Below are 17,166 nucleotides of genomic sequence, written 5' to 3'. Positions count from 1 at the left end.
CCGGCACCGATGATCACCACCCGTTCCACGGTTTCACCCTCCCTTGTTCAGGAATCCTCCCGGACTGCGGGAAAGACAGATGATCCGGGCCTTGCGGGCCGGATCGTAACAGTGCCATTTTTCCTCGGGCAGGGCCTCGGGCGCAACCTTCCGGAAACCGTGATGCTGAAAAAAAGCCACCGCACGGGGATCCCCCACACAGGCAAACAGGGTTTCGAGCCGTTGGCGTCTGGCCTCCTGGATCAGGCGGGTGACCAGCCTGCCCCCCACCCCTTCCCCCTGAAAACGGGTCAGGGCGTAAAGTGCGGTGATCTCGCCGGCATTGACCCGGCGATACGGCGCGGTCACCAGACCGCACACTCCGGAAAGATGCTGCTCGGAAATGAAAGCCCCATACCCTTGCACCAGAATCGCGGTCAGGTCCGCGTCCCCACGAGGCAGAAGAAATCCCTCCTGCTCACCGCGACGGATCACCGCCGCCGCCTGGGTATAGTCATCAAGGTTCAGAGGCCGCACCTGACAGTAGTGACGGCGCGAAAAAAACACCCCCTGCCCCTCATAGGAGAACAGCTCGTTTTCCAGATCCAGCAGACGACACAAGCTGACCGCCCCCACCCCTCCGGAGAGCAAAGCCAGAATGGTACGTTGCAGTTGGGCACGCGCAGGCGAGTCGTAGGGGGAGGGATCTTCAACGAGAAAACGTTTGAGACGGGCGGGATTGACAAAGCTCAACCGCTCCCCTTTGCCGTCCAGCCAGCCCGCGCCCCCATCCCGATGGATCACCAGCACCCGAGGCAGACGCAAACAGGCACCCAGACGGGCCACCCGCTCCCAATAGCCTGCCACCGGTTCCACCGGGATTTCAAGGGTGATGAAAGGGGCGGCCTGACGCCACAAGGCCGGGGGAATGGCATCGCCTTCCAGGGTGAGGCGTTCTCCGCCCCCGGAAAGGCGCAACGCCAAGGCATCGAGAAAGGGCCGAACCGACTCGACCGGTTGGGCCAGAACCAGCACCTTGACCTGATGGGCCAACAGATCCCGCACCACCCCCACCAGGGCATTCAGGGTGACGGGATTCAGATCGCTTTCTCCGGACAGGGCCAGGGTCAAAGTCAACCCGCGGAACGCCTTGAGAAAAAAATCCTTTTCGGAAAACGCCTGACCCATGGAAACTCGCTACCGGATGGTGCGGGGATCTCAACGCACCACAACCCAATAAAAAAGCGGAACCGCCCGAAATCCATGACTCCGGGCGGTTCCGCGGAACCCACACAATCTTGATGATCCGGTTACAACTCAGGCCGCCTCGACATTCGCCGCCTGCAGGCCTTTCTGGCCACGGACCACTTCAAACTTCACCTTCTGTCCCTCTTCCAGGGACTTGAATCCATCGGCCTTGATGGCGGAAAAATGGACAAACACATCTTCGCTGCCATCTTCCGGGGCCAGGAACCCGAAACCTTTTGAATTGTTGAACCACTTGACCGTGCCGCGAACCGTTTGAGACATTGTCTTCTTACTCCCGATAACCAATCTGGACCTCAAAATTTAGGATAAGGGAGTTAAACGGCTTCCGTCCCCTCGGCTTATCCCCTCTGGGTGATACGATACGGAGGAGTCAGACGGGAAACAAGAAGATTTTTTTTATGGCCATATTTTTTCCAGGAGGCTGCGCATCCTTCTCTTGCTTCCGGATCGGGTCTTAAGGATCACAGTTTGCGATGGGTCAAACAGGGGATGCGCTGACGACACTGGACCACCCGTTCCCGCTCCAGCGGGGCCAGGGCGAACCCCACGCCATCGGCGCACTGGGCCACCACCATGCCCCAGGGTTCCACCACCAGGGAACGGCCATAGGTCTGCCTGCCCGCCGCGTGCTGACCCCACTGTCCGGCGGCCAGCACATAAGCGAAATTCTCGATCGCCCGGGCCTTGATCAAGGTCTCCCAGTGATCCCGCCCCGTCACCACGGTGAAAGCCGCCGGCAGGGTGAAGATCTCCGCGTCTTGCGCCACCAGGGCGCGGAACAGTTCGGGAAAGCGCAAATCATAACAGATCGCCAGCCCGATGCGACCAAAGGGGGTCTGAGCCACCACCGGGCGGGTGCCGGGTCGCACCTGATCCGACTCCCGGTAACGGCTGCCATCCCCCACATCCACATCGAACAGATGCATCTTGTCGTAGCGGGCGCAGGCGTTCCCGGTCTCGTCCACCAAAAAACAGGTGTTGAGCGCCTTGCCGGAGGCGGGATCCGCCAGAGGAACGGAGCCTCCGACGACCCAGACCCGATGTCGGGCGGCGAATTCTTTCAGAAAGGTGAGACTCGGACCGTTTTCCGGATCCTCCCGGGCGGCCCTTTTTTCCTCCTCGTTGCCACCGAAAAAGGAAAAATTCTCCGGCAGCACCAGCAGACGGGCACCCCGCGCCACCGCGGCTTCCATCAACCCTTCGGCCATCGATAGATTGACACTCCGGTCGGAACCGGAGTTCATCTGAATCACCGCCGCCAGAGGAGACATCACGACGCCAGCAAAGGATCCAGTTCACCCGCCGCGTCCAGGGCATGGAGATCGTCGCATCCCCCGATGTGTTCGTCATTGATGAAAATCTGCGGCACGGTACGCCGTCCTCCGGCGCGCTTCACCATTTCATCGCGACGCTCCGGGGCCTTGTCGAGATTGATCTCCTCGAAAGAGACATTTTTCTTTTTCAACAACATCTTGGCGCGCACGCAAAAAGGACAGACCGTCGTGCTGTACATCACAATCTCGGGCATGCGAAACTCCTTTTCACCAAAAATTCATGTCACAGTGGATTCATTCATACCGACTTCATATTCCACCCGGGCCAGACACACCCCGATCACCCGGGAGGCGCCAGCCTTTTTCAAAACCGCAACCGCCGCTCCCAAGGTGGCTCCGGTGGTCATCACGTCGTCCACCAGCAGCACCGTCCGACCCCGCACCCCATCCCCCTCCACCCGGAAGGCGCCGCGTACATTGTCGCGGCGGCTTTTGGCATCGAGACGGGTTTGAGGCAGGGTGCGACGACGACGATACAGCAGATCCGTCACCAACGGACGATCCAGTCTGAGCGCCAACTCCCCGGCCAGCAAGGCGGACTGATTGTAACGCCGTGCGAGCAGTCGCCAGGGATGCAAGGGCATGGGAATCACCAAATCCGGATTTTCCCAATCCAACCCCCGCCCCAGGCGTTCCCAGCACAACCGACCCAGCAACACGCCCCATTCGGAGCGGTCCGCAAACTTGAAACCCAGAATCAAGCGCGCCGCCAACCCTTCATATTGAAAAGCGAAATAAACCGCGTCCGACGCTTCGGCATCGTTCAGACATCCCGCGCATCCCGATTCGGGACTCCCGGTGGATCGACCACAACGCAAACAGTGATTTTCGGGTGCGGAAGGCAATCCATCCAGGCAATCCGGACACAGGGTGTGTACCCTCAGGACCGGGACGTGGCACAACGGACATCCGGGAGGAAACAGACCATCCAGCAAGTTCCGACCCCAAGGCGCCACCACACCCGGAATCCGGAAAGTCTCCCGAAGGGCGGCGAAACCCTGGCGGATCACGCCATTTTGAACAGAGTGTGAAAATTGGCCAATTGCAACAGTTTGCGGATTTCGGTACGGGGATTGACAATCAGGATATCCGAAGACAGCCCCCCCGAGGTCTCACGCAACAGCAACAGCATGCCCAAAGCCGAACTGTCCATTCTTTCGACATCCTGGAAATCCAATTTGTACTTGGTGCCGCTCGGATGGCCGCTGGTCGCCTGTTTGAATTCACTGCGCACAGCGAATCCAAACAACTTGGGAAGACGCACCACCACTCTCTCCCCGTCCGTAGAAATATTCAATGCCATCTTTTAGCCTCGCATCACCGTTATGATTGCCTGGTTTGGAACAAGACCTTCAACCCGATCACTCACCAAAAGCATGTTCCTTCAAATGGCGACACAAATCTCTGTCCACCCTGGCGATATGCTCTTCCAGCCAAGCATACAAAAAATCCGCGATCTGTCCTGCGATCTGCCGGGACTCCTGGGGTTCGGAAGCGCTCAGAAACCGGGCATACAACCCGCCCACCCCATCCCGCAACGCCTGATGCCCGATGCGATGGGTATCGAGTTGGGGATAGCCGGTGACCAACATGGCATTCTCCTCGAAGGCCAGATGGGTATCCACGTAGAAGTTCAGACCCGAAAAAATATCAGCCAGATCAAAAGGTTCGTCTCCCCCTCCCAATGCCAGACCCACTTCGTGATACAAGGCGAACAGCACCTCATGTTGAACGTCAATCAGCGGATAATCCAGTCGGAACGTATCCGGCATGTTCTGTTGAGAATCCATCATCACAAAGAGCTCCCTTGATCGATTTCCCACTCTATGAATTCACTGATTCTATGAATTGGCATGCTACTCTCGCAGACAGGGATTTGTACAGTCAAAATTCGCACTACAACCCGGAAGGGAAGGTTTCCAGATGGCGGAAAGCGGAGTATAATGATCACACCACCGCACCATTCATCCAAGAGCGCACCGAAAACAATCATGGAACCGGCCATCCCTGTAGAACTCCGCCCTTTTGCCCGTCTGGACCCGCGACGGGTGCGACGGGGCTTGAGCCGCGCCGCGCCCGTCGCACAGGAGGATCTGCTGGCCTCCATCGACCAGCACCTGATGGAACGGATCGCAGAGATCCGTCTGGAGCCGGCGCACATACTGGAATGCGGTCGAACTCCCGGAAATCTCGCCCGACAGTTGCAACAGCGCCATCCCAAGGCGCGGGTGGTCTCCGTGGGAATCGCGCCCCCCACCGAACCCATGGTCACCGGAATCCGCCTTCCCTGGAAACGCCATCCCGCAGCCATCACCGGCGATCCGGTCCGACTGCCCTTGCCCTCGGATCATTTCGATCTGGTGGTCTCCAACATGATGCTCCACTGGTCCACCGATCCGATGGCCACCCTCAAGGAGCTGCGCCGCGTGCTCAAACCCGACGCCCCTCTGTTGCTGGTCACCATGGGAGAAGCCTCCCTCGGGGAGTTGCGTCAGCTCCTGGCCCAAATCGACCAGGAGCGCCACGGTCGGGTCTGGATCCGTGTGCCGGAATTTCCCTCGCTCCACGATCTGGGGGAACAGTTGGCCGGAGCGGGCTTTGCGCTGCCGGTGGTGGATCGGGATCTGTGGTGCCCCCGTTTCGCTGACGCCCACGCCCTGCTCGCAGAAATCCGTCGCATGGGCGCCACCAATCCCCATCGCCAACGACCTTCCACCCTCATGGGCAAAGGGTATCCCCGACACCTAACGGAAACCTATCGCGCCCAACGGGGTTACGCCGACGGCTCGATCCCCGTCACCTTGGAAATTCTCTTCGGACACGCCTGGAAAAAGGCGCGAACCCCTGCGATGCAGCCCATTTCACCCCCTGTCAGGCCGTGAGCCGATCCGCCATGACCGAAGACCTTCCCGGCCCGGACAACCGGTTTCTGCAATCCCTGACCATCTTGTTCGTGGAAGACGATCCGGACATCCACACGCTGCTGGACCGGGTCATCACCCACCATGCCGGTACCCTGATCACTGCCCTCGACGGCGAAGAGGGATGGCAGCGGTTCCAGGAACAACAACCCGACATCATCGTCACCGACATCCTCATGCCCACCCTTGACGGTCTGGCCATGACCAAAAGGATCCGGGATCTGAACGCCGAAATTCCCATCATCGTCACCACCGCCCATTCCGACGCAGAATTTTTCCTGCGCTCCATCGATCTGGGGATCGACCGTTATGTACTCAAGCCCACCTCCCCCCAGACCCTGCTCAAGGCCCTGAACCACTGCGCCCGCGCCCTGTGGCGCCGACGGGAACAGGAGTCGGCCAACCGTTACGTGCGTTTCATCTTGGACATCCAGCCCAACTTGTTGCTGGTCACCAACAACGAACGCCTGGAATACATCAATCGGGCCTTCCTGAATCTGCTCGGTTTTGGAACCCTGGAAGATTTCCTGGCCAGCGATCCCCATCTGGGCACCCGACTCCTGACCCGTGAAGGCACACCCTTGGACCCGGACCGCCAGACCGGAGAGTGGATTCACGCCCTGTTGAACCTCTCCCAGGAGTGCGGCATCGTCCATTTGCGCTGTTCGGATCCCCAAAAGACCACCTCCACCCCCTTTGCCGTCACCTTCAACGCCCTGCCGGAGTTGAACCGCTACATCTTTTCGTTTTCCGATGTCACCCACCTGGAAAAAGAAAAACAGCAACTCGAAACCCAAGCCTTCACCGACGCCTTGACCGGAACCTGCAACCGGGCGCGACTACAAGGGGTACTCAACGCCGAACTGCGTCGGGCGCATCGCCACGAAATCCCGCTTTCGGTGATTTTGTGCGACATCGACCATTTCAAACGGGTCAACGACCGGTTCGGTCATCAGGTCGGAGACGATGTGCTCCGGCAGGTGTCGAGCCTGATGGCGACCAACATACGCACCGAAGACATTCTGGCCCGCTGGGGCGGGGAGGAGTTCATGATCGTCTCGCCCCAAAACGATCTGGAAAACATGCGCCAGTTGGCGGAAAAATTGCGCGCCCTCATCGAAACCACCCCTTTTCCCACGGTGCAAAACATCACGTGCAGCTTCGGCGTGGCCCAACGCCAAGACGACGACACCATCCGCACCCTGACGGAACGGGCGGACAAGGCGTTGTACGCCGCCAAAAGCGCAGGCCGCAACCGGGTCGAGATCGGAACCCGGGATTAGAAAAATTTCTTCAACCAGGATTTCCCGGAGGCCGAAGCCGTCGGAACCGCGCAATCACCCCCCTCCCAGGCCGGAACGGGATCGGGCTTGAAACGGGTCAGAACCCGCCAGGGCAACACCCCGCCTCCCCCACCACAGCCGCAACCGGCCCGTCGGGGATGAAATACCTTGATGATCCAGGGATCCTCGGCACTTTGCACATAGATCATGGTACTCCAGACCCCCCGCTCTTCCCGCAGGATCTCTTCCACCAGAATTCCCAACTGGGCGCTGGCCTCCCGACCATCCACCGGTTGCTCGGGAAACGGCAAACGCGGTTCCAGCACATACCAGTCATCCCGAAGCGCCACCGCGCTGCCGAGGGCCGTCACATCCGCCAGACGGATCATGCCATCGAAGCGGCCCTCCAGCCTTTGGTGAAAGGGAAGATCCATCGTGGGACTACCGGAACCGTTCATATTGTGTATCGATCTTTCCAAACATTAAAGAAATAATGACATCCGTTTTCTTTACGAACCACGTCTATCTTGATCCTGGTGCGCGTTGTTCTTCCACCTCATGGGACGCGAACACCTCATCCACGGAATTCGCGAACACGAAATTGTCGCTCCATACGTCGATCCATTCCAGACTCGCAGCCTTCACCTTCCCGGTCACCCAGTCTGGTGTCTGGCCAAACTTGCGGCGTATCAATTTCAAGAGCATGGCTGCGGCTTCTTCCTGTCGCCCTTCCTGTCGCCCTTCCTGTCGCCCTTCCTTTCTTGCCAGTTCCACCCGTCCGCGTGCGTCGGCGATGGCGATTCCGGCTTTGTCGTACAGTTCCAATTCATCCTGCGTCATATTGGCCATCATGGCTTTCTCGAACGCATGGCGAAAGGGTGGCAGGTCCAACTGTTCCGGAACCCGATCCAGGGCTTCGGCGTATCTGATAAAATAAATCCATTTTTCAAGAATGCCGCCACACGCGTCCAGGGCCTTGCCAAATTTCGGCAACTCAATAAAATAATAAAGAATCTCATTCAGATATGCGTTGCCGGTAATGGTTTCACGCGACTCGTGGCAAGAGACGCAATGGACAAAATCCGGGAACATGACAAAATCGACAATGGTAACGGCAATCACCTGGTTTAAACTGGGATAATGCTCACCCTTGGCGATCTGTTGGGTATACGCCTTGGCGCTGTTGTATTGGATGCGTTTCAAAAACCCATCCACCTTCTCGATCTGCATTTCCACAATATAATCAATGCCCCGTTGGTCCTTGCACCGTACATCCAGGATGGAGGATTTGAGTTCCTTGATGCGGGGAGCCAGAAAAGGATCCAGGATGGTCAATTCGGCAATGCATCGATCGCCCTCCAGACCAAGCAGACTCTCCAGAAACGAAATCAGGATATCCTTGGCATCCTCACTGCCGAAGATCTTCTTGAAGGCGAAGTCGATGCGCGGGTCGATGAATTTCATGGCCTTGGTCCACAGGGCAGCAGGCTGGATGGGTCTGTTTACGGGCTTATTCTACCTCCTTGACGTCTCAACTGCCATTCAAATTTCAACCCAATGTTGAATGCACTGGTTCCAGCCATGGAGACCAACCGGGTTCGAACCGGTGCGCATACCCTGCAGAACCGGAAACCACCCCACTACGCATGCCAAGACAGGCCGCAGTTCAAGAAAAATCCGGTTGGTTGAATGGTCCATGACAACCCGCGCAATCGACCGTTCACCCGCCGGGATTGACGCCGGGTTGCCTTGCGGCACAGGGTGTGATACATCATTGAATTTTTCCAAATGGTTGCAGCCATGCCTCTTGAAGGATGCCCGTCCCATGTTTGGTGCCATCGCCCGTAAGCTGTTCGGATCCAGCAATGACCGCTACCTGAAAACGCTGAATCCACTCATCCAAAAGATCAACGAGTTGGAACCTGAATTCGAAGGTTTGAGCGCAGACGGGCTCATCCAGAAAACCGCTGAATTCAAGCAGCGCCTGACCGACGGCGCCACTCTGGACGACCTGTTGCCCGAGGCGTTCGCCGCCGTCCGGGAAGCCAGCAAACGCACCACCGGCATGCGTCACTTCGATACGCAACTGTTGGGCGGTATCGTGCTCCATCAGGGCAAAATCTCGGAAATGAAAACCGGCGAAGGCAAAACCCTGGTGGCCACCCTGCCCCTGTATCTCAACGCCCTGTCGGGCAAGGGCGCCCATCTGGTGACGGTCAACGACTATCTGGCCCAACGGGATTCCGCCTGGATGGGCCGCATCTACGCCGCTTTGGGCATGACCACCGGGGTCATCATCCATGGCCTCGACGATCAGCAGCGCCGCGCCGCCTACCGCGCCGACATCACCTACGGCACCAACAACGAATTCGGCTTCGACTTCCTGCGGGACAACATGAAGTTCGCGCTGGACGAAATGTGTCAGCGGCCTTTGAACTTCGCCATCGTGGACGAGGTGGACTCCATCCTCATCGACGAAGCCCGCACCCCGCTAATCATCTCCGGCCCCACCGACGACAACACCGATAAATATTACAAGGTGGACCGGGTCATTCCCCTGCTGACCCGGGACATCCACTACACCTTGGACGAAAAAGCCCGCACCGTGATCTTCACCGAAGAGGGCAACGAAAAGGTGGAAGAGATCCTCAAGGAACGGGGCGTGATCAAGGACGGGGCGCTGTACGACATCCACAATGTGGAAATCGTCCATCACGTCAATCAGGCGTTGCGCGCCCATGCCATGTTTGAAAAGGACAAGGATTATATCGTCAAGGATGGGGAGGTGGTGATCATCGACGAATTCACCGGGCGCATGATGCCCGGTCGCCGCTACTCCGACGGACTCCATCAGGCTTTGGAGGCCAAAGAGTCGGTGGTGATCCAAAACGAATCCCAAACCCTGGCCTCCATCACCTTTCAGAACCTGTTCCGCATGTACGCCAAGCTCGCGGGGATGACCGGCACCGCCGATACGGAAGCCTCGGAATTTCAATCGATCTACAATCTCCAGGTGGTCATCGTGCCCACCAACCGGGACATGATCCGCATCGACAGCGATGACGTGGTGTTCCGCACCGAAGGCGAAAAGATCAACGCCATCATCGAAGAGATCCAGGACTGCCGCCAACGGGGACAACCGGTGCTGGTGGGCACCATTTCCATCGAAAAATCCGAAGCGCTCTCCAAGCGTCTGAAACAGCTCAAAGTGCCCCACAACGTGCTCAACGCCAAGCACCACGAGCGGGAAGCCCAGATCGTGGCCCAGGCGGGCCGCAAGGGGGCGATCACCATCGCCACCAACATGGCGGGACGCGGCACCGACATCCAACTCGGGGGCAACCCGGAGATGCGCATCCTGTCGGAAATTCCCGAATCCGCCACCCCCGAGGAGCAACAACGCCTCGAAGCCAAAATCCGCGCCGAATGCGCCGCCGAAAAACAGGAGGTGCTCACCGCCGGTGGTTTGCACATCCTGGGCACCGAACGCCACGAGGCCCGCCGCATCGACAACCAGTTGCGGGGACGGGCCGGACGGCAGGGGGATCCGGGTTCCAGCCGCTTCTATCTGTCGCTGCAAGATGACCTGATGCGCATTTTCGGCTCCGAGCGCATGGATGGCATGTTGCAGAAACTCGGCCTGCAAGAAGGCGAAGCCATCATCCATCCCTGGATCAATAAGGCCATCGAATCCGCCCAGAAAAAAGTCGAGGGACGCAACTTCGACATCCGCAAAAACCTGCTCAAGTTCGACGACGTGATGAACGAACAGCGCAAGGTCGTCTACGACCAGCGCCGTGAATTGATGGAGTCCGACGAGATCATCGAGTTCACCCAGGAGATGCGCGAGGATCTGCTGGATACGCTGATGGAGGAGATGATCCCCGAAGAGGCCTATCCGGACCACTGGAAAGCCAAAGAGTTTGCGGACGCGATGCAGCGTCAATTCAATGTCGTGGTGCCCGTCCATGAATGGCAGGCCGAATCCGGGGTCACCTCCAAAGAGGTCCGGGATCGGGCCTGGGAGGCAATCCAGGCCTACAATCAGGCCCGCGAGGAGTCCATGGGCGCGCCTTTGATCCGTTATCTGGAGAAGGCCATCCTGCTCCAGGTGCTGGACACCTTGTGGAAAGAGCATCTGTTGAACATGGATCACCTCAAGGAAGGAATCCATTTAAGGGGTTATGCCCAGAAAGATCCTTTGAATGAATACAAACGGGAAGCCTTCACCCTCTTTGACAATCTGCTGACCCGGATCAAATCCGAGGCGGTGGAGGTGCTCAGTCGGGTCGAAGTGCGTCAACCCGACGAGGTCGAACGCATGGAAACGGAACGGGCCGCAGCCCGGGACCGTCAACTCTCCTTGAACCACCCCAATGCCGAATCCTGGAATGGCGAAGTCCCAGAGGATTCCACAGACCCCCACACCCCCTTCCGGCGCGACGCGGACAAGGTGGGTCGCAACTCCCTGTGTCCCTGCGGCAGCGAGAAGAAATACAAATACTGCTGCGGAAAACTCTCCTGACCCAAACCCTGCCAGGATCCTGGGAAAAGTCGTTTTTTAACGAAACCCAAAGAATATGGCACAAAACATGCGTATGAACACTGGGGCCACCCGGCCCCGAGTTTTCATCCACTATAGCATGCAAAGAGAGAGATCCATGTCCAACATCAACCTCGCCGTGCAGCTCCCGCCCATCATGAAACCGGCTCCCATTCAACCCGGGTCCCAGGCTTCCATGAGCACTGCCGCAACCCGGCCCCAGGGCGGATTGTTTGACCAGTTTCTCACCCAGGCGGAAAAAGATTATCTGGCCTGCCAGCTTCAGCAGGTGAAATGGTCCCGATGAGACAAACAAAAAAGCCGACCCCGCCAACTGGTCGGCTTTTTTGTTTGACAAATTTCTTCTGATCCTCCGACATCCTCCCTCTTTCCCCACACCGTCAGATCTTCAGCACGCCGTCAAATCTCCACACACCCACACCAACGGAAAAAGGCCGCGGGACTCATGGTCACGCGGCCTTTTCTGATTTCCATCCCCCCACACACCTCATCCAAGGAGCCGGGAATCATCCCAACCCCCAATATCCATCACCCCATGCGACCCAGAGCGTTGGCATAAGCGTTGCGGGCCAATTCGGTACGATAATGGCCACCGGCTGATTTCACGTTGTAATTGAAAAACATGCCCGTGGCGGATTGCTGCACCACCCGTTGCTCGAAATCAAAGCTATTCTGGGTCAACTGGGGCGGCAGGGATTCATGGTGACGAGGCGCCTGGGGTTTGACAGGCTCCGGGCTTGGTTTGGGCGTCGGAAGATTGACGGGAGCCAGATCCGGATCATCCGGAGATAAAGCCTCCCGCAAAACATTCTCGAAATCGGGTTGTGGAGCCCTGTATTCGTCCGTCTGGTTGGTTCGTTGCCAAGGCAGACCGGGAGCGGACTCGTTGAGCGGGGTCACAATCTCTTGCAGGCCCTGCTTGAGATTCAAAAGATTGGCCTTGAAGGCACCGGGTGATCCGATCAATCCGACGTGTGACACGGTCGTTCTCCTGTCAATGATCTGACAAATGGTGATACTGGAATCCTCTATCACCATAGGAGCAGTTCCCGTGCCGACATCGGCGGGAAGCGGAAGCTTTTTTTGATTACCAGCCCGGTTCCGGAGCTTTGCGGATGGTTTTCTTGTAGTGGGTCAACAGATCACTGGCGAAATCATCCACCGTGATCCCCCTTAACGAAATATAGTTACGGACATTCTTCTTGATGATCTCCACATTGCCGGTCTTGGCCAACAATACATAAAACAGTACCAGCAACGCCGATCCCTTGTGAATGAACTCCACCCCGGTCTTGGAGGTGTCGCCAAAGATGTTTTTCATCATCACCAGGATGACGGTCTTGTTGGCGATCAACTCCTCCCGCAGACGCTCCTCGCGATCAAAGCCCAGACGCAGAAAAACCTCGGAAAGCGTGGAGACGAAGTTATCCCGATACAGCAATTTGGTTTCGTAATGATCGGCAATGGCCCGATCCATATCGCGGATCACCGCATCGTTCAAGATGAACGCCTCCAACCGAACCGCAAAGGCAGCCCGTTTTTCCGGATCCACCGGCTTGAGTTCCTGGAAGGCCGGCTCTTCGGGCAGGGCAACCGGAGTCGCCTCGAAGGGCGAGGTGGTGGCCGCGTTCAGCATGGCGTTTTGATGGACGATCTGATCCTTGATGCGCACCAACTCCTCATCGGCCATCTTGAGCAGATAGGAGATTTGCGCCAACTTGTTGACATTTTGTCCTGGAATTCGCGCCCGGCCCACCAGTACGTCAAAGATCCCCTTGACCTCGGACCAGGAGTGCTGCAACACGGTCCGGATCTCCAGTTCGGCCTTGAGGGCGCCAAAACGCTGATATTCCGGACGGGCATACTGCTCCGTCAACAGTTTAATGTCAAAACGGCGCGTATTGATGCCAAAACGATCCTGATCCGGCACATCGAGGAGGGGAATCACACAGTCGTCCAGTGCGAATTCCTTGTTGATCAAACTGACAGCCAGTTCAATATCATCCGAAAAATAAACCACCACCCGCACGGTAATCAAGTTTTCGATATCGCGTAACCGGGTATAATATCCCCCTTTTTCCGTCAAAACCTTCTTCAGGGTGGCCCTGGACATCAAGTCTCCGGAAATGGCACTGATGGGCAAGGTGGTTTTGTTGAACACCTCACCCAAATTGATCAGAAGTCGCTCACTGTACGCACGATAAAGATCAAAACTCTCATCGTATTGATCCAACAGATTGCTGACGTGCTGGGCATGAAGAAGGGGATTTTTGGCTTCCATGGGTCGTTCGTTCTTCACCGTTCGTACAAAGAAATTGCCAGGTGCGCACCCTGCCGGGACTCTCCCGCCGACTTCCTGGAGGAGCCACTCTTGCAGTATATGCAAACTACTGGCCGTAGACAAAAAAAAAAGGTGACGGGGCAAGCGTCACCTGAACTATAAGCGGGTATTTTTAACAATGATTAGCCGTAACGGCCCTCGATATAGTCGGCGGTCTCCCGGTGGGCCGGCACCACGAACAGCCGATCCGTGGGGGCGTGTTCCACCACCCGCCCCATCAGCATGAAAATACATTCCTCGCTGGCCCGTCTGGCCTGGGCCATGTTGTGGGTGACGATCAAAATCGAATAGCGACCGCGCAACTCCCAGATCAACTCCTCGACGGCGGCGGTCCCCTTGGGATCCAGGGCGGAACACGGCTCATCCATCAGCAGAATCGACGGCTTGACCGGCAGCAAGCGAGCGATGCACAATTTCTGCATCTCCTCCAAAGACAGCCCCACCGATGCCTTGTGATCGAGCCGATCCTTCATCTGATCCCACAACAACACCTGACGCAAAGCATCCTCGACAATACCATCCGCTTCGCTTTTGGCAATTCGGCCCCCCTTCTCGTTGTGAATCCGATAGCCGAACAGCACATTCTCCCGAATCGAGATGGGCAAGGGATTGGGACGCTGAAACACCATGCCCACCTGCTTGCGCAACTGGGCCAGTTCCACTTCGGGGGCGTAGATATTGTGATTCAGCACCTCAATGGCCCCCTTGATGCGCACATAACCCAAACGCTCGTTGATCCGGTCCACGCTGCGCAAAAAGGTGGACTTGCCGCATCCGCTGGGTCCGATCAGGCTGGTGATGATGCCCTTCTTGATTTGCAGGTTGATGTCGAACAGTGCCTGAAAAGTCCCATACCATAAATTGAGATTCCGGGTCTGGATGGCCATCTCCGGGGCCGGAGTCGCGGACGTGGCCGACAAGAATGGGGGCATCATCCGAATTTTCCTCCAATGTAATCGTTGGTGCGTGGATCCTTGGCCTCCCCGTTGAACAGCTTTTCGGTATCGTCGATCTCGACGCATTCACCGTTCAGGAAAAAGGCGGTGCGATCCGCCAGCCGGTGGGCCTGCTGCACCAGATTGGTGACCAGAATGATGGTCATCTCACTTTTCAGCTCCTTGAGCACATCCTCGATGCGCATGGTGGTCACCGGATCGACCGCGATGGAAAACTCGTCGAGCATGAGAATCTCCGGGCTTTGCGACAAGGCCCGGGCAATGGTCAAACGCTGTTGCTGACCCCCGGAAAGCAGACTGCCCAGATGAGTGAGTCGATCCTTGACCTCATCCCACAAGGCGGCCCGTCGCAGACACCGTTCCACCAACTCATCCAGATCCGCCCGGGTTCCGGCGGTGCCGGCCAGACGGGGGGCCAGGGCCACGTTGTCGTATACCGTGAGGGGCAATCCCACCGGCAAGGGAAACACCACGCCAATCTTGCGACGCAAGGCGTAGACATTGCGCCAGGAACGTATATCGATGCCGTTGATGTGGATCGATCCCGTGACCTTCATGTTGGGACGCATCATGTCCATACGGTTGACGGCGTTCAAAAACGAAGTCTTGCCGCTGTTGGCCGGACCGATGATGCCGAAAATCTCATGACGACGCACCGCCAACGAGACGTTGTTCAAGGCCAGCTTGTCCCCATAGGAGATGGCGAGATTGCTGACCTCGATCTTGTGGCTTACCATTTCTTTTTCCCCCGCAGGTGCATCCGGATCCAGATGGCGACGGTATTCATGAGCAGGACAATTCCCACCAGCACCAGGGCCACCCCGTAAGGCAGGCTTTCCGGGACATTCGGCACCTGGGTGGCCACCACGAACAGGTGCAGGGCCAAAGCCATGGTCTGATCAAAGACGCTGTTGGGCAAAAAAGGCAAAAACATCGCGGCTCCGGTGAACATGATGGGCGCGGTCTCCCCCGCCGCCCGGGAGACCTGGAGAATCACCCCGGTGAGAATGCCGGTGAAGGCGTTGGGCAGCACCACATGCCAGATGGTCTGCCAACGGGTGGCTCCCATATTCCAGCAGGCCTCGCGGAAGGAACGGGGCACGGATTGCAGCGACTCCCACGACGAGACGATCACCACCGGCAGGGTCATGATGGCCAAGGTGAGACTGGCCGCCAGGATGCTGGTGCCGAATCGAAAAAAGACCACAAACGCCCCCACCCCGAACAAGGCATGCACAATGGAAGGCACACCGGCCAGATTGATGGTGGCTAGGTTGATCAGGCGAGTCAAAAGATTATCCGGGGCGTACTCGCTCAGGTAGATGGCCGCCGCCACTCCCAGAGGGACCGAAGCCAGCAAGGAGACCACCACCAGCCAGATGGTGCCGAACAAGGCAGGAAAGATTCCCCCCTCGGTCATGCCGTTGGTGGGATCGGTGAAAAGGAAAGTCCAACTGATGGCCGGGGACCCCTTGATTAACAGAGTACTAATAATAATGATAACAGGTATAATAAGAACGACCAGCATCAAACCAAAGAGCATCTTGAAGCGTTTTTGCGCCTGATCATTCTGGCGATTGACTGGGGTTGATGCAAACATGGTCTTATCCTTTATGAACACCGCGCACGATGAAGTCGGCGGTCATGTTGATCAAGAAGGTTATGAAAAACAAAAAGATACCGATGGCGAACAAGGCTTGATAATGGGGAGAACCCACCGCCGTTTCCCCCAGTTCCGCCGCGATGGTGGCGGTCAAGGCGCGGAAGGAATCGAACACCGAAGTCGGAATATTGATGGAGTGTCCGCTGGCCATAAGAATCGCCATGGTTTCCCCGAATCCCCGTCCTACCCCGAGCAGTCCGGCGGAGAGCAATCCGTTTTTGGCCGCCGGCAGCACCACCTTGTAAATGGTCTGCCACCGGGTGGCCCCCAGAGCCTCCGCCGCCTCCCGATAAGTATCCGGCACCGCCTTGAAGGCATCCTCGGCGATGGAGGTGACAATGGGCGCGGCCATCAGGGCCAGGATCAGGGCGGAGTTGAGCACCCCCAGCCCCATGGGCACATCAAACGTGGTAATGATGAAAGGATTCATGATCGACAGGGCGATGAACCCCCACACCACCGAAGGAATGGCAGCCAGGAACTCGATGAGAATTTTCAGGATTTCCCGGGTTCTTCCCGTGGCGAACTCGGCGATGTAGATGGCCGCGCCAATGGAAAAAGGCAGACAGATGGCCATGGCCAGAATGGTGACCGCAGCGGTTCCGGCCACCATGGCCATGATGCCGTAGGTGGGATGATTCAACGACGTGGGCCGCCATTTGGGGGACAAAAAAAACTCACCCACGTTCATGTCGTGAATGATGAATCCCATCCCCTCTTTAAAAACAAACAGAAAAATCCCAACCACGAAAACAATGGCCGAAATCCCGCACACAAACATCAAAATCTCGAATCCCTTGTCCAGATACCAGTTCTTATCCCTGGCGTCGAAGGCGTCCCCATGGGATGGATTCAT

Annotated in this window: 19 protein-coding genes; 4 read left to right on the top strand and 15 right to left on the bottom strand. The window is 57.3% G+C overall.

Annotated features, from left to right (window positions below):
- Positions 1-33: 33 nt before the first annotated feature.
- From HQL98_01240 to HQL98_01210, 7 genes are all read right to left on the bottom strand, one after another.
- On the bottom strand, positions 34-1,167 hold the full coding sequence (locus HQL98_01240; protein ID MBF0270687.1) for a GNAT family N-acetyltransferase: 1,134 nt from the start codon (positions 1,165-1,167) through the stop codon (positions 34-36).
- Positions 1,168-1,296: 129 nt separating this feature from the next.
- Positions 1,297-1,509, bottom strand: coding sequence for a cold-shock protein (locus tag HQL98_01235; protein ID MBF0270686.1), 213 nt, complete (start codon positions 1,507-1,509; stop codon positions 1,297-1,299).
- 200 nt (positions 1,510-1,709) lie between these two features.
- Positions 1,710-2,519 (bottom strand): carbon-nitrogen hydrolase family protein, encoded by an 810-nt coding sequence (locus HQL98_01230; protein ID MBF0270685.1) that lies wholly within the window; start codon positions 2,517-2,519, stop codon positions 1,710-1,712.
- Positions 2,519-2,776, bottom strand: a complete 258-nt coding sequence (gene grxC, locus HQL98_01225; GenBank protein ID MBF0270684.1) for a glutaredoxin 3 — start codon at positions 2,774-2,776, stop codon at positions 2,519-2,521. The genes HQL98_01230 and grxC overlap by 1 nt, the downstream gene beginning before the upstream one ends.
- A 24-nt stretch (positions 2,777-2,800) precedes the next feature.
- Positions 2,801-3,427: a ComF family protein gene (locus HQL98_01220; protein ID MBF0270683.1), complete on the bottom strand. Its 627-nt coding sequence runs from the start codon at positions 3,425-3,427 to the stop codon at positions 2,801-2,803.
- 161 nt (positions 3,428-3,588) lie between these two features.
- Positions 3,589-3,885, bottom strand: a complete 297-nt coding sequence (locus HQL98_01215; protein MBF0270682.1) for an STAS domain-containing protein — start codon at positions 3,883-3,885, stop codon at positions 3,589-3,591.
- Positions 3,886-3,943: 58 nt separating this feature from the next.
- A complete protein-coding gene (locus HQL98_01210) occupies positions 3,944-4,375 on the bottom strand; it encodes a hemerythrin family protein (GenBank protein ID MBF0270681.1) in 432 nt (143 codons plus the stop codon).
- A gap of 198 nt (positions 4,376-4,573) precedes the next feature.
- Between HQL98_01210 and HQL98_01205 the strand changes: the two genes are divergently transcribed.
- Together HQL98_01205 and HQL98_01200 are read left to right on the top strand one after the other, a co-directional pair.
- Positions 4,574-5,464, top strand: a complete 891-nt coding sequence (locus tag HQL98_01205) for a methyltransferase domain-containing protein (protein MBF0270680.1) — start codon at positions 4,574-4,576, stop codon at positions 5,462-5,464.
- A gap of 11 nt (positions 5,465-5,475) precedes the next feature.
- Complete coding sequence (locus HQL98_01200) at positions 5,476-6,786, top strand: diguanylate cyclase (protein ID MBF0270679.1); 1,311 nt, start codon at positions 5,476-5,478, stop codon at positions 6,784-6,786.
- Here the strand turns inward: HQL98_01200 and HQL98_01195 are convergent.
- Together HQL98_01195 and HQL98_01190 are read right to left on the bottom strand one after the other, a co-directional pair.
- Positions 6,783-7,244, bottom strand: a complete 462-nt coding sequence (locus tag HQL98_01195; protein MBF0270678.1) for a hypothetical protein — start codon at positions 7,242-7,244, stop codon at positions 6,783-6,785. The genes HQL98_01200 and HQL98_01195 overlap by 4 nt on opposite strands.
- Positions 7,245-7,308: 64 nt before the next feature.
- Complete coding sequence (locus HQL98_01190) at positions 7,309-8,250, bottom strand: Rpn family recombination-promoting nuclease/putative transposase (GenBank protein ID MBF0270677.1); 942 nt, start codon at positions 8,248-8,250, stop codon at positions 7,309-7,311.
- A gap of 361 nt (positions 8,251-8,611) precedes the next feature.
- Here HQL98_01190 and secA point away from each other — a divergent pair, with 361 nt between their 5' ends.
- Both secA and HQL98_01180 read left to right on the top strand, forming a co-directional pair.
- Entirely contained in the window at positions 8,612-11,311 is a 2,700-nt protein-coding gene (secA, locus tag HQL98_01185; GenBank protein MBF0270676.1) for a preprotein translocase subunit SecA, read from the top strand.
- Between the two features lie 136 nt (positions 11,312-11,447).
- A complete protein-coding gene (locus HQL98_01180) occupies positions 11,448-11,636 on the top strand; it encodes a hypothetical protein (GenBank protein MBF0270675.1) in 189 nt (62 codons plus the stop codon).
- Positions 11,637-11,878: 242 nt separating this feature from the next.
- Here the strand turns inward: HQL98_01180 and HQL98_01175 are convergent, their stop codons facing one another.
- The 6 genes from HQL98_01175 to pstC all read right to left on the bottom strand — a co-directional run bounded on the left by HQL98_01175 (position 11,879) and on the right by pstC (position 17,166).
- Positions 11,879-12,331 carry a hypothetical protein gene (locus tag HQL98_01175; GenBank protein MBF0270674.1) on the bottom strand — a complete coding sequence of 151 codons (453 nt, stop codon included), beginning with the start codon at positions 12,329-12,331 and terminating at the stop codon, positions 11,879-11,881.
- A gap of 106 nt (positions 12,332-12,437) precedes the next feature.
- Positions 12,438-13,631 (bottom strand): hypothetical protein, encoded by a 1,194-nt coding sequence (locus HQL98_01170; GenBank protein ID MBF0270673.1) that lies wholly within the window; start codon positions 13,629-13,631, stop codon positions 12,438-12,440.
- Positions 13,632-13,813: 182 nt separating this feature from the next.
- Positions 13,814-14,623: a phosphate ABC transporter ATP-binding protein gene (locus HQL98_01165; GenBank protein MBF0270672.1), complete on the bottom strand. Its 810-nt coding sequence runs from the start codon at positions 14,621-14,623 to the stop codon at positions 13,814-13,816.
- Entirely contained in the window at positions 14,623-15,384 is a 762-nt protein-coding gene (locus HQL98_01160; GenBank protein MBF0270671.1) for a phosphate ABC transporter ATP-binding protein, read from the bottom strand. Before HQL98_01160 ends, HQL98_01165 begins: the two co-directional genes overlap by 1 nt.
- Positions 15,378-16,247 carry a phosphate ABC transporter permease PstA gene (gene pstA, locus HQL98_01155; protein ID MBF0270670.1) on the bottom strand — a complete coding sequence of 290 codons (870 nt, stop codon included), beginning with the start codon at positions 16,245-16,247 and terminating at the stop codon, positions 15,378-15,380. The genes HQL98_01160 and pstA overlap by 7 nt, the downstream gene beginning before the upstream one ends.
- 4 nt (positions 16,248-16,251) lie before the next feature.
- On the bottom strand, positions 16,252-17,166 hold the full coding sequence (gene pstC / locus HQL98_01150) for a phosphate ABC transporter permease subunit PstC (GenBank protein MBF0270669.1): 915 nt from the start codon (positions 17,164-17,166) through the stop codon (positions 16,252-16,254).

Source organism: Magnetococcales bacterium (genome assembly GCA_015231755.1).
Lineage (GTDB): Bacteria > Pseudomonadota > Magnetococcia > Magnetococcales > Magnetaquicoccaceae > Magnetaquiglobus.
Note: the sequence above shows the minus strand (reverse complement) of the source record. Positions and strands in the feature narration are given on the sequence as shown.

What these genes read in the sequence shown, in the direction of transcription:
- HQL98_01240 (MBF0270687.1), bottom strand. Translation starts at nt 1,167, where the DNA reads ATGGGTCAGGCGTTTTCCGAAAAGGATTTTTTTCTCAAGGCGTTCCGC.
- HQL98_01235 (MBF0270686.1), bottom strand. Translation starts at nt 1,509, where the DNA reads ATGTCTCAAACGGTTCGCGGCACGGTCAAGTGGTTCAACAATTCAAAA.
- HQL98_01230 (MBF0270685.1), bottom strand. Translation starts at nt 2,519, where the DNA reads ATGTCTCCTCTGGCGGCGGTGATTCAGATGAACTCCGGTTCCGACCGG.
- grxC (MBF0270684.1), bottom strand. Translation starts at nt 2,776, where the DNA reads ATGCCCGAGATTGTGATGTACAGCACGACGGTCTGTCCTTTTTGCGTG.
- HQL98_01215 (MBF0270682.1), bottom strand. Translation starts at nt 3,885, where the DNA reads ATGGCATTGAATATTTCTACGGACGGGGAGAGAGTGGTGGTGCGTCTT.
- HQL98_01210 (MBF0270681.1), bottom strand. Translation starts at nt 4,375, where the DNA reads ATGATGGATTCTCAACAGAACATGCCGGATACGTTCCGACTGGATTAT.
- HQL98_01205 (MBF0270680.1), top strand. Translation starts at nt 4,574, where the DNA reads ATGGAACCGGCCATCCCTGTAGAACTCCGCCCTTTTGCCCGTCTGGAC.
- HQL98_01200 (MBF0270679.1), top strand. Translation starts at nt 5,476, where the DNA reads ATGACCGAAGACCTTCCCGGCCCGGACAACCGGTTTCTGCAATCCCTG.
- HQL98_01195 (MBF0270678.1), bottom strand. Translation starts at nt 7,244, where the DNA reads ATGAACGGTTCCGGTAGTCCCACGATGGATCTTCCCTTTCACCAAAGG.
- HQL98_01190 (MBF0270677.1), bottom strand. Translation starts at nt 8,250, where the DNA reads ATGAAATTCATCGACCCGCGCATCGACTTCGCCTTCAAGAAGATCTTC.
- secA (MBF0270676.1), top strand. Translation starts at nt 8,612, where the DNA reads ATGTTTGGTGCCATCGCCCGTAAGCTGTTCGGATCCAGCAATGACCGC.
- HQL98_01180 (MBF0270675.1), top strand. Translation starts at nt 11,448, where the DNA reads ATGTCCAACATCAACCTCGCCGTGCAGCTCCCGCCCATCATGAAACCG.
- HQL98_01170 (MBF0270673.1), bottom strand. Translation starts at nt 13,631, where the DNA reads ATGGAAGCCAAAAATCCCCTTCTTCATGCCCAGCACGTCAGCAATCTG.
- HQL98_01165 (MBF0270672.1), bottom strand. Translation starts at nt 14,623, where the DNA reads ATGCCCCCATTCTTGTCGGCCACGTCCGCGACTCCGGCCCCGGAGATG.
- HQL98_01160 (MBF0270671.1), bottom strand. Translation starts at nt 15,384, where the DNA reads ATGGTAAGCCACAAGATCGAGGTCAGCAATCTCGCCATCTCCTATGGG.
- pstA (MBF0270670.1), bottom strand. Translation starts at nt 16,247, where the DNA reads ATGTTTGCATCAACCCCAGTCAATCGCCAGAATGATCAGGCGCAAAAA.
- pstC (MBF0270669.1), bottom strand. Translation starts at nt 17,166, where the DNA reads ATGAATCCATCCCATGGGGACGCCTTCGACGCCAGGGATAAGAACTGG.